This window comes from Sphingobacterium ginsenosidimutans (assembly GCF_039536865.1).
In the GTDB taxonomy this organism is placed as follows: domain Bacteria; phylum Bacteroidota; class Bacteroidia; order Sphingobacteriales; family Sphingobacteriaceae; genus Sphingobacterium; species Sphingobacterium detergens.
Genome location: NZ_BAAAZK010000007.1, coordinates 835,404 through 847,854 on the forward strand (window position 1 = coordinate 835,404; position 12,451 = coordinate 847,854).

General features: G+C 40.4%; 9 protein-coding genes. 5 read left to right on the forward strand and 4 right to left on the reverse strand.

What is annotated here, in order from left to right; translation table 11 throughout:
- Positions 1–79: 79 nt before the first annotated feature.
- Positions 80–2,413 (forward strand): TonB-dependent receptor, encoded by a 2,334-nt coding sequence (locus ABFX33_RS15775; RefSeq protein WP_346086817.1) that lies wholly within the window; start codon positions 80–82, stop codon positions 2,411–2,413.
- Here the strand turns inward: ABFX33_RS15775 and ABFX33_RS15780 are convergent.
- A complete protein-coding gene (locus ABFX33_RS15780; protein WP_346086818.1) occupies positions 2,379–3,548 on the reverse strand; it encodes a PepSY-associated TM helix domain-containing protein in 1,170 nt (389 codons plus the stop codon). The genes ABFX33_RS15775 and ABFX33_RS15780 overlap by 35 nt on opposite strands.
- A 308-nt stretch (positions 3,549–3,856) precedes the next feature.
- Between ABFX33_RS15780 and ABFX33_RS15785 the strand changes: the two genes are divergently transcribed.
- The 4 genes from ABFX33_RS15785 to ABFX33_RS15800 all read left to right on the forward strand — a co-directional run bounded on the left by ABFX33_RS15785 (position 3,857) and on the right by ABFX33_RS15800 (position 7,934).
- Positions 3,857–4,591 carry a hypothetical protein gene (locus ABFX33_RS15785; protein WP_346086819.1) on the forward strand — a complete coding sequence of 245 codons (735 nt, stop codon included), beginning with the start codon at positions 3,857–3,859 and terminating at the stop codon, positions 4,589–4,591.
- 30 nt (positions 4,592–4,621) lie between these two features.
- Positions 4,622–5,197 carry a hypothetical protein gene (locus tag ABFX33_RS15790; protein ID WP_346086820.1) on the forward strand — a complete coding sequence of 192 codons (576 nt, stop codon included), beginning with the start codon at positions 4,622–4,624 and terminating at the stop codon, positions 5,195–5,197.
- A gap of 327 nt (positions 5,198–5,524) precedes the next feature.
- Positions 5,525–7,333, forward strand: coding sequence for a tetratricopeptide repeat-containing sensor histidine kinase (locus tag ABFX33_RS15795; protein ID WP_346086821.1), 1,809 nt, complete (start codon positions 5,525–5,527; stop codon positions 7,331–7,333).
- Complete coding sequence (locus ABFX33_RS15800) at positions 7,308–7,934, forward strand: response regulator (protein ID WP_346086822.1); 627 nt, start codon at positions 7,308–7,310, stop codon at positions 7,932–7,934. The genes ABFX33_RS15795 and ABFX33_RS15800 overlap by 26 nt, the downstream gene beginning before the upstream one ends.
- A gap of 97 nt (positions 7,935–8,031) precedes the next feature.
- On the opposite strand, the gene ABFX33_RS15805 is transcribed toward ABFX33_RS15800, so the two are convergent.
- The 3 genes from ABFX33_RS15805 to ABFX33_RS15815 all read right to left on the reverse strand — a co-directional run bounded on the left by ABFX33_RS15805 (position 8,032) and on the right by ABFX33_RS15815 (position 12,439).
- Positions 8,032–9,696, reverse strand: coding sequence for an FISUMP domain-containing protein (locus ABFX33_RS15805; protein WP_346086823.1), 1,665 nt, complete (start codon positions 9,694–9,696; stop codon positions 8,032–8,034).
- A 25-nt stretch (positions 9,697–9,721) separates the two neighbouring features.
- Entirely contained in the window at positions 9,722–9,919 is a 198-nt protein-coding gene (locus ABFX33_RS15810; protein WP_120257535.1) for a hypothetical protein, read from the reverse strand.
- A 618-nt stretch (positions 9,920–10,537) separates the two neighbouring features.
- Positions 10,538–12,439, reverse strand: a complete 1,902-nt coding sequence (locus ABFX33_RS15815) for a RagB/SusD family nutrient uptake outer membrane protein (RefSeq protein ID WP_346086824.1) — start codon at positions 12,437–12,439, stop codon at positions 10,538–10,540.
- Between the last annotated feature and the right edge of the window lie 12 nt (positions 12,440–12,451).

A 12,451-nucleotide genomic window follows, 5' to 3' on the forward strand; every position in this document is an offset into this window, starting at 1 on the left:
TTCAAAATAATGATATCTTTGGGCCGTTATTATTTTGAATTTAATTGGCACCATAATCATCTACAGACCGCTACAAGAAATGAAAGTTAATCCATCTAAGCTCACAATCGCATTATTATCTTGTTCTTTTTCCTTATCCCCATTCGTCTCCACAGGGTCAGTATTTAGCAGCAAAACTCCTTTACATAATTCGGTTTCCAAAACACAACAAAAGGGCTCGATTTTAGGTCGGGTAGTCGATGCGCAAGGTATGCCTTTGGCAAATGTGCATGTTCAGCTACATGGTGCAAAGAGTACCAAGTCTGATAAAGATGGTTACTTCAGATTAACCGATATTGATTATGGTAAATACCGATTGACATTAAGTTCCGTCGGCTTTGGCAAGCTATCGCAAGATATTGAATTGCGCGAAGAGCAATATGATTTAGAGGCTTTTACGTTGACTGCTGAGCAACAGAGTTTGGATGAGGTTGTGGTTACAGCAAGCCGATTAGCGGAACATATTGATGAAGTGCCGTCATCGATCACCTATATCGGTGGTAAGGCGCTCGATCAGCAGCGACAGATCAACGATAACCTACCATCTATCTTGATGCAGAAAGTGCCCAGCATTTCACCCAGTGAAGAAAGCCAAAATAATTTTATAGCTAAAATTCGTGGGCGCAATTTTTTGGTATTGATTGACGGTATTCCACAATCTACTCCTTTACGTAATGGTGGGCGCGACTTGCGGACGATCGATGCCAGTGCAATCGATCACATCGAGGTTATTAATGGTGCTACAGCGATGTATGGTAATGGTGCTGCAGGAGGTGTGATAAACTACATTACCAAAAAGCCGCAGAAAGGTAAAAAACTGAGTTCGTCAACCTATCTCAATAATTCACTGAATCTGGTAAAACCGAGCGAAACTTATGGATACAATATTGCTCAGGTATTTTCAGGGCAGTTAGACAAATGGGATTATGTTATTCAAGGTAAAGCTGGGCGCACCGGTGTGGTTCGCAGCTCCGATGGGGCAGTTGCCAGTCCGTTTTATGGACTGGGTGAGACAGATTCTTATAATGTCCTCGCCAAAATTGGCTATCAACTAGCCCCTGATCATCATGTCGAATTTATGGGTAATTATTATCGTAGCTTACAGGATAGTAAATATGTCGGTACCAAAGGCGATTTTGGCAAGTCACCGGCCATTGGCATCCCTTCTGATACCGTTATTAACGGTGGTACGCCCTATAACAAAGCATTTCATTTAAAGTATGATGGTCAATATGGAAAGACAGCCGCAAATTTGAACTTGTACTATGAGGATATGAATACGGTCTTTGAAACTTACAATCAAAATTATTCTGACCACAAAGGAGCAAGGCTAAACTTTAATACACCTTTTCAGCTGGGTGCATCGACCAATATGTCCCTGATCTACGGTGCTGATTTTCTGAAGGATCATACCGTACAGAAAACTATGAAAGATGATCTGGTTACACCAGATATGAATATGAACAATGTGGCGTTCTACCTGCAGAGTAAATTGAACATCGGTACTGATTGGATTTTAAAAGGCGGGGTGCGCTATGAAAATATCCGGTTTAAGGTGGGTGATCTGACCAAAAATGGAAAGCTAACTGCTGGTGAAAATAATAATTCAGATGCTTTTGTCTTTAATATCGCCACGCGGTACAATAAATATAGTTATGCGCAACCTTTTGCTTCGTTCTCACAAGGATATTCCATCGGTGATGTCGGGCTTATTCTGCGTAATGGTGTGCCATTGAGCCAAATAGATCCTAAACCTGTGGTGGTCAATAATTTCGAACTGGGCGTAAATGGTAAGATGGATATATGGGACTACCAGGTGACGGGGTATTATAGCACGTCTAAGAAAGGAACCACTTTTGCGGAAACCTCTACACCGGGCAATTATGAACTGAGCCAAGTACCACAACGCATTTATGGGATTGAGTTTGTTGGAAACATAAAGCCCGTTCGATGGTTGTCTTTAGGAACTGTGCTTGGTTATATGGATGGACGTCAGGATCTGAAAAATGAAGGCAAGTACAAAGATAAATTAGACAACTCCATTATTTCTCCATTCAAAATTAATCTAAATGCCGATTTCAAGTTAACGGATCAATGGAATGTGTATTTGCAATACCTCCATTTGGGTGGGCGGGACGTATTTCCTGCGGCAGAATATAATTATGGAAAATACCCGATTTCCGGTTATAATCTGGTTGATTTCCAAACGCGATATAAATATCAGAAATTCACCTTTTTATTCTCCATCAACAATTTATTCAATGCTGATTACTATCCCACCCATGCCGAAGTACGTGGTGCAACGAATGAGGGTCGGTATTACATTAAGGGAACTGGCACTATGGCAAATTTAGGGGTGCAGTTTGATCTCTAGGTCTACGCTTTTTTCTGGCCGTTGTCTTTTTACTTCTCTTATTGAGCCATATCCACAGACCGGTTATGGGGAGGGTGGCCGCAAGACTAACCGCCAGAAACACGATAATTTTTGAAGGAAGGCCAAATACCGAACCAACGTGGATGGGCTTAACCATCTTTCGCATTTGCTCGGCCAAAGGCAACTTGTTCATGGGGTTGTTTTTAATCAGCTTTCCAGATCTGCTGTCGAAATAGGCCTGATTGATCTGCAACAGTGCGCCAGCAAATGATTCTTTTGTCAATGAAAAAGCTAGATTTCCCTGATCTGGAAATGTCATTAGTATATTTCCCGGATTAGGATAAAGGTTCTTAATCTGCTGATACATTGTCTCCAGCGGCGAAAAAACAACGGGAATTTCCAATGTTGGATTTTTTACTTTTTCTTTTACCGTCTTGATATCTGCACCAAATAATCTAAAAAACTGCTTATTGTACCAGTCAAAGCTCCAGGTTAAACCGGTTAGGGTAAAAATAAGAAGAAATAATGCCGCATAGAATCCCCCCACAGCGTGAAAATCCCACACCTTTCTTTTGGTAGAAGCGGACATGTTGATTTTAAGACGTTGCTTGAGCAGGAGTTTATTTTTGGGCCACCATAGATAAATACCACTTATTGCGAGAAATAGGGTCGCAATGGCCGAAATCCCTGTAATGGTCGCTCCAATTTTGTCAATCAAAAGAAAGCGATGGATGTCCAATACTTTTTGAAAAAAACGCTCCGCCTGTGCGCCTTTAGACAAGACCTCACCTGTATAAGGGTTGATATAGGCATACCAATATTTTTCTTTTTTTGAACCATATTGAACCCGATAACTCCTTGAGGGATCAGCGAAGATTTCCATACGAAAAAGCCTTTTATTCGGAAAAATATTTTTTGCCTTTGATACAATCGCATCGATGGGTAAGCGATTTTCTAGGACAACAACCCGCTGTTCTTTAGGCCATAGCAAAGGCGTCAGTTCTTTCTCAAAACTCAGGAGCATACCTGTAACACAAACGGTCAAAAAAATAAAACCAAAAAGTAATCCGATATAAAGATGTAATTGTTGAAATACTTTTTTTAGACTATTTTTTTTGGTCGTCTTATTTGCCATTGCTTTCGATAAAGTATGATGATGGGACAAAAGTACAGTATTATTAGTAATAATTCTAAACAAGAGAGATGAATTCCTATAAATACAGGGTTAACATAATCTATATCATTTATCTATTGTCCAACAACCGAATGCTGAAATCGGCATTGTAGATTTAGGGATCGAGAAAATGGTAGTAAAAACCATGATATAAGTGTTAGCGTTTCTTTCCAATTGTCCAACGAATCGTAATTTTCTATTCACGGATTTTAAATAGGAGGTCATGAATATTGTCGAATCCCTTATTTTTATTTCGAAAATTTATATAGATGAAAATAATTTGGACATGCATTCAATGGTTGGTGGTTGCCGCCTTTATCGTTGTGTTTGTTTTTGTAATCAACAGTTACCGTTATCTGCTCTATGCCTTGATATGTTCTTCTCTGCTCTATTTTCCATTGACAAAAATGATTGTCAGCAAATTAAGCAATCTAGATGGTAGCGAGAAGGTTCGATATGATGTCAACGGGAAACGTGTAACAATGCAAATGAGCAAGCTCACCGCATCCGTTATTTTGTTAATCGTTGTTTATAGTATAGTGATTAGTATCTTTTCCGTAAGTCCGTATTTGGAGCGGAAAGAATTTGTGCTGACGCATCCCAACTGGGTCGCAGTAACGCCTTCCATCCTAAACCTTACAGCTGACATTCAATGCGGAAAGACTAAATACGCATATGTCGATTTGGAATATCAGTTTACGACCAATGGACGTTCGTATTCACAAAAAATAGATAAAGCAGAAAAATTGTATTCATTTTTCCCCATTATGGGGCAGCGGCGTTTTGAGGAAATGCGGATTGAATTGTTAAACAGAGCTACTCAAAAAAAGGTAGCTAAAGAATACCTATTGTTTTATAACCCGAATGATCCTGAACAGCAAAAGTTTTTTCTGGCTAACGATAGCTTCTATCCACAGGGATCCTGGCTGTACAATATACTGTTTGTATTTTCTACAATACTTTCTGTTACTGTGGTCATGGCCTTGTTGTTTAGAAAAAATTAGCATTAGCAAGAAAAATCAAATCATCTAGCTATGAAAAAATACTTTATATTGCTCGCGGTTGTTTCGTTTATTCGGTGTAGTGGACAAAATAGGTCCGACACAAACGAGTTTGTAAACAGCTCGGATCTGAAAGGGGAAGTGTGGCATGCCGGTAAAAGTCGTGTATTCAATAAACGTGGTGGGATTATCTTTTCCAATGACGTCTATTTACATTTTCTGGACAAAGACAGTATTCAAATGACATACTCCCGGTATTCGCCAAGCATTGGTCTTCGTACCATGAAGACAAATGGAATTTACCGAGTCGATAGGAAAAACGAAGTTTCTATTGTTTTCTCTGAACCAAAGGACACATTTGGACGTAGTCGACTTTCAATAGGTGGAAAAGATGTACAGTTTTCGCTATATGTAATGAGTTCTGTCAGAAGTCCTGATGAGCCAGCATTCGACATAACAACATTACCGCAAATTAAAACCTATCATTTTAAAATTAGCAACTATTTACCAAACGGCGATTTTATGGCGGAACTTACCTTATTAGACGACAAGCAAGTGGCCTATAATTTCGGAACTTACCTGTTTGACCATAATAAAACTGCAAAGTAGGGGTTAAGCCCATTTTATTGAAAATGAGCATAGCGATTTAAACAGCGGAGTTTAGGTATCCTATGGAAATCAAGCTTTTGTGAGATAATTAATAAAAAAAAGGTTAGGATAAGTGCTCCATTTTTGTTATATTAACAGTAACAATTTAGTGCATTGCCACCTATGTACCATCTACCACTTATTCAAACAATACTGTTTTGTTTTTTGGAGAGCTTAGTCTGTCCGACGTGGGGGTATGGGCAAATTTCTGAGGATCATTTTTTAAGTAAAAAAGACACACTAGAACAATCTCCAGCTCACTATAGTCAAGTAGAGCTCTATTTTCAAATGGCTAATAAATCTGCTAAAGAAGATCCGGATAAGGCCTGGCAATATTTAAGGAGAGGAAAGGAGTATGCAGGGTCTGATGCCTACCTCAATGCAAAGGCGGCTTTCTATGAAGCACAGATTTTAACACATACGGATCCATCCAAGGCAGAAAAAACGTACTTACAAGCCGATAAATTACTTTCTCCTTTTCATTCCAAAGAAGCGCTATCTATGCGTGCCAGAGCGCTGAATCATTACATAGACTTTAGAAGGCGCAAGGGCGATTACAAAACTGTGCTAGCCGTGCTAACAAAAAAAATCATTCCTTTGGCAAAAGCAGCACAGGATAGGCCTTATTTGGCGCAAAGCTATGCCTCCGTTGGGCATTTACTGATGGAACATGAACAATATAAAAAAGCGGAACAATATTTTGAAGAAGCGCTTGAGCAATTAAAAGACCGTCCAAGGAACGGCCCGCTACAATTGTCCATTAAGTTAGGTATATGCCAAAATCTATTGCGCTCCAAACAGGCGGCCAAAGCTAAATTACTGTTGGAAGAACTTCGGAGCTTTATTCCCCCGAACACTATGCTAAGCGTGCGATTTGGATTAAATGAAGGTATGCTTTATAATAAGCTTTCACAGCCTGAGTTGGCACTCCAAACATTAACAAGAGCTAAGGCGCTGGCGGAAAAATTAAAGCAACCCGAACTTGTCAAGATAGTTACTTACTACCAGGTCAGGACGTTAAATCTACTGAAAAAACACCAGGCGGCACAGGCGCTCACATCAAAAACTTTTGCTGCCCCCCCCTTAATTCCCCATAATAAACTGGTGTTGTATCAAAACAATGCTGACAACTATTTCCTACAAAAAAAATACGATTCGGCCTATTACTATCTTCAGAAATTGGAATACCTCAAAGACAGTCTGTATCATACTAAAGTCGAAAATGAAATAAGTGCACTGGAGATTAAATTTAAAAGCGAGGAAAATAAGAATAAAATTGTTGCACTGGAAAGTTCGAATCTAAAAGCCTTGTTGGATGTGAGCCAGAGCAGATTTTACATGGGTATGCTTGGGATGTCGACGATTTTGTTGGCGGCATTGGTATTATTACTTTATACGTACCTACAAAAGAATAAGAAAGAACAGGCGCAACGGGAACGAGTGAGTGTAGCAACAGCGCTGTTGCAGGGACAGGAGGAAGAACGCAAACGTGTGGCAAGAGATCTTCATGATGATCTTGGTGGTACCCTAACAGCGATAAAAATGGGTGTTTTAGGTTTAGTTAATGAAAGGAATTGGGCTATCGGGGAGGACCCTGTGAATAAGATTTTAGGACAACTGAATCATTCTGCAAATAAAGTCAGACAGATTGCCAATAATATGATGCCCGAAATGCTACTGAAACTTGGTTTGGAAGCCGCATTAAACGATCTCTGTACCTATTACAGCTCAGACAACCTACATATTGATCTCAATTATATGGAAATCGCTGAATCAATCAGTGAACAAGATAAATTGACAATCTATCGGATTATCCAGGAGTTACTGACCAATACCGTAAAACATGCCCAGGCACGACATGTATTAATTCAATGCTCCAGAATGGAACACACATTTTTCTTAGTTTTTGAAGATGATGGCATTGGCCTGAATCCGGCTAAAAACCACAGATCCAAAGGGCTGGGACTGGAAAATATTAAGGCCAGGGTCGCCTATATGAATGGGTCGATCGAGATTGTCTCCGGAGGGACCTATAAGGGTACCATATTTAATATTGAATTAAACTTATCAGATGAAATATCGAATCGCAATAGTTGACGACCATCCGTTGATTTCGGAGGGCATCCAAAATCTGATTACCCAGAACAGTGATTTACAGCTTGTGGGCAGCTTTGTTGATGCAACGCATTTTTTGTTAGATATGCGGTCAACTGAAATCGATCTAGTCCTTTTAGATCTTTCCCTTCCTGACATGGACGGAATTGATCTCTGTTTACAGATTAAACGGTCCAAACCGCAGATAATCGTAGTAGGTTTGAGCAATCATGCGGAGAAAAGTGCTGTGATGAAAATGCTGCAAAATGGTGCAAGCGGTTATATCCTCAAAAATACTCCTCCAGATGAATTAATAGACTGTATCTATAGAGCACTTCAAGGTCAGCTTGTTTTCAGCAGCAGTATCCAGCAGATCATGGCCAAGCCCGAATTGAGTCTATTGTCCACAAATATGCAGTTAACAACACGGGAGAAAGAAGTTCTCAAGCTACTTGCCCAGGGATTAACGGGCATTCAGATTGCTGAAAAGCTCTTCTTAAGTAAATTTACGGTTGAGAATCATAGGAAAAATATGCTTCGAAAAATGAATGTCAATAATGTGGCATCGTTGATTGTCGAAGGGACAAAAATGGGATTACTATAAAATCCTTTTAAAAGAGAAGAGCGGCCCAATCCATTAATTTGGGCCGCTCAACGGGATTAAAGATATATTACATGAAATTGAACTTCCTGATAAACTATTATTCGGCTATACAACGGACATTGAATCCCCACTCTTTATTCCGATTATCTGTTGTTTCAACGATGTGAGCCGTAGGATTTGATGTTCTGGATCTTAGATAGGTGACACCACCACTTCCATTGCTGCTCCAAATAATTGCCATATTTCCGCTATTCAAAAGGACGTCGGGATCAAATGGAGGATTTGTTAAGCCTTTATAATTCCAATACCCTTGTGCAGGAATTGTTAATTTGACACTTTTATTTCGTTTACTCGTCAATATAAGTGCTGAGGCATAACGGCTAGTGGACCAAGGACCCGATTGACTAGATACAGTATTGCTGATTAAAGTTCTTAACTCAGCCTCAGTGGGAACACGATATCCGGTCGGACAGGGATCATTGGTTGTCTTAACAGGTGCCGCTTCGCTGCCGGAGTTCCAAGCGCTGGCTGCCGCCATAGAGGTATTCCAGTTGGAATTCGTCGCGGTCCCGGTTCCTGTGGCTACGTGGTTTTTACGGCCAAATTGATAGTAATTTCCGGCAATGGATGATGCCAGTACATCCGGATCTCCGCTCGCACCTAGATTGTGTCGTAGCCATATTTGACCATTTATCCGTCCTGCTGAATACCCCGCGTGTACCAAATAGATATCTTTAGGGATAAGGCTGAATTTAACATCGTATTTGACACCTGGCTCAAAAACCAGATCGGTAAAAGGCACTAGATTTGTTGCCGAAAGCGGTCCAACAGTAATAGCTCCAACAGTAAGTGTGCCAGCGGTAGAATTCGCATTGATGATCGTCGGGGTACCAGTGACCATCAATGCGTCAATGGCTGTCGGGAAAGCAACATTAACGGATCCGGCAGTTCCTGTTCCACTTGCGGATCCATCCGATAGATTGATGGTCGCACTGCTATTATGGGGCGCGTACATCGCCGATACTGCTGTTATATTATACCCGGTCTGTGAAGCATCCACAATCGTCGTCACCTGACACAATTGATGTTTTAAAACAATACCTACATAGTTATCTGTATTTCCAGACACCTGCATATTCATTTTGAAGTACATAAAATCATCACTTCCGTTAATTGCAAGGTGGGAGCCAACTAATGTTTTATTATTGGGATCGGCAAATGTTATTGCGGGAATTGCGCTTGCACTATTAATGGAATAAGCAACAAAGGTGTAGGTATTGCCACCATCCAGATTTAAAGCTTGCGCATTGCTTTCCTGTCCGCTGACATAATCACGTTCAGTCACATAATTGCCACTCTGATCATAAACCGCAAGTTTGTATTTGACATTCGGTGAAAGATCCTTTGTTTCCGCGACCGCTTTGGCGCCATTGGTTGTCGCTGCTTTTGCTTTCAGAATGAGTTCAGTTGCTGGATCCACAGCAGAAACTTCTGTCACTAAATCAAAATCCTTATTGAAAGGAATCTGACTTGTTCGATTACTGCTGATCGCCGCTGTATTTTTTGAATTAGAAGCTTTCAGTCCGATGCCTGCCGCTGTATTAAATTCAGTGCCGACGATATTAACTTTTATTGGCGCAGTTCCCTTTGAAATAGCCGTGTTTGTATCCTTAGCACAGTTGGAGAATATAAATAGTATAAGTGGAAGTAAGGCATAGAGCTGTATACCGCTGCGAAATCTGTTTTTGTTTGTGTTTTTCATCGTGTATCTTGTCATTAAATATAAATTACCAATCCAAACCGCCATCCCGGTTTGTACCCGTTCCCCATTCTTCCTTAACGGCATCGTTGCTCCCTCCAGGATTGACTGCTGCTGAACCGCTGGCGATTCCTTGTTCAAGCTCAATGACCTGCAAGGCGATGCTCGGCGGAATATAAGTTTTCTTTACATTTCCATCTTCTGTGATTTCTAGTTTCTTTTTCATCTTTTCTAACTATTGGTTGATTTAAATATGCTTTTCGTGGTATCGTTGTCATTGTATTTATATATTGACTCAACAAAACTACTGCAGAGCGAATAAAAAAAAAATGACCTATATTGGTCATTTTGTCTAGCTGTTTTCAGTCATTTTGTAAATCACAGAATGTAAGACCAGATCTAAGTCTTTGGATAACTGAAGCGCACATGAAAGGAATATGAGGTTATTTATCCATGGAATATTTGTATGGACCAACGGGATGAGATGAACGGTTGACTAATTAAGCCGTTTATTGAAGCTATTTAAAAAAAGCGTTTCCCGACGGGGAAACGCTACCAAAACTAATGAAATGATCAAGATAAACCTAGCAGCCAAGCTAAATATCTAACGGTATAAAGATCTATAATTAGATCGCTATAATATTATTCAAATTATTCCATCGCTAATTAAATTTATAACAACATAGAGCACCATCTGCTGAGGCAACAAACAATGCTCGGATTGATGGTGATTATTTGCTTCAATAGTAATGGATGTAGAATAAGTGAACATTACGATGATAAGGAAGAAAAAACGGGGCATTTGGTTGACAAATGCCCCGTGTAATGAAAGGTAGCTTGCTATTTATTCAATGTAGCCAGGATTTTGAACTAGCAATGGATTCTTTCGGATCTCATCCCGTGAAAGTGGTAAGAAATAAAGCTGATTTTTCCAGGCACGATCTTCTCTTGTATTAAATTCTTGAGGTGTATAGGTATAATCGTATATAGTTTCATCATATCTATAAGTGCCTGAGAGTGATTTTCCGGGTTTGAATGTCCCATTGACTTGGATGATCGTCACTTTACGGCCCAGCGTTTCGGCGGCAATCAACCAACGGCGCGCATCAAAAAAACGCTGTTGTTCGTAAGCCATTTCTATGCGGCGTTCATGTCGATATATTTCCCGCAACGTATTTTGATCCGTTGCAGTAATAGCAGGCATACCGACGCGGAATCGAATTTTATTTAACCAATCTTTGGCTGGCGCCGTTTCACCCAGTTCAATACATGCTTCAATGTAGTTAAACACCGCTTCGGTATATCTAAAATAGGGCCAAGGTACAAATTGTCTTCCTTGAGCATCGACAATATCAGGATCTGGATCAATAAACTTATGAATATAGTAACCTGTCCAGGTTCCATTATGTGGTTCTATTGAACTTTGCTTGGTATCAAGTCCAGAAACTTTAGTCAATTTCCCATCTATTATCAAATCGTAGGAACCGGTTTGGATCTGATTGGCCGGATCAAATCCATAACCCGATTTGTCTCTGGGTTTCCAATCTGCACCATCGTAGAGAATGGAAGCATAAAAACGCGGATCCCTGTTTTTATAGGGAGCAGATTTCTGTGCGGGATTGTTCCAGCTAAATTTGCTACCGTCCGCCATCTCATAATCATCCACCAACCACCCAATGGGCTGGTTACCACCCCAATTTCGGTAGCCATTTGGTCCATTATGCAGGCCCTGTGAGGAGCTACTTTCAATGATGAAATAACGTGCAAAAAGAAGATCAGTCGCAGCGGCAGGATCGATACCAGGAGCTTTACTTCCGCCACCCATGGCAATGCTTTTATAATTTGCCCGACCTTCGGCAGCAGATACTGGATCCGAAAGATTAAGTTTATATCCAGTTCCAGCATCTAATACAGCTTTAGCTGCGGCCTGCGCCAATTTATACCGTTCTTGCTGGGAACCACTCATATAACATAATAAAGGTAGTTTATCTTTTAAATCACTCAGGTCTGTAACTTTTGCTGTCAATTTCGCATTGTCATGTAGATCGCTTGCTGCGTAAAGGAGCATTCGGGATTTAAGTGCTAAAATGGCGAGGGCTGTGACACGTCCTTTATCCAATTTTTTACGTCCAAGTAGTCTGGAAGCTTCATCACAATCTTTGACAATCAGGTTGACACATTCTTCATAGCTGTTCCGTTTGATTTCATAAATGCTGGGATCCTCCGAATAGTCGTAACTGCTTGTTATGATCGGAACGCCACCATAATAACGGAGTAACTGATGATAACAATAAGCGCGAATAAAGTAAGCCTGTGCTAGGAGTTTATCTTTTGAATATTGATTGGAGATTCCATTTTTGCTTGCATCGGAAAGGCGTTCAATGGCAATATTGCTGAATCGAATGTAGACATACATCCGTTCCCACCATCTCGATGTGCCATCCCAGCCCAGTGTTGCCCCCGTGATAGTTCCCATATTCAATAAACGGAAGGCATCGGAGTGATTCCAAATCGCTTCATCGGTAGCGGAGGCCTGCATCTGCTCTGTAAAACCAGAATTACTGGTTTCAAATGCATTGTAAATATCACTGACAAATTTTTCAGCCAGCACAGAGTCCTGCCATACTTTTTCATCCTGAAAGCGATCGCGGGGAGTAACATTCAGAAAGTCTTTTTTACAGGATGTTGAAAGAAAGATCACCAATATCAGGATAGAAAAGAATTTATTTTTAATAATCGTTTTCATAATTATGCTTTT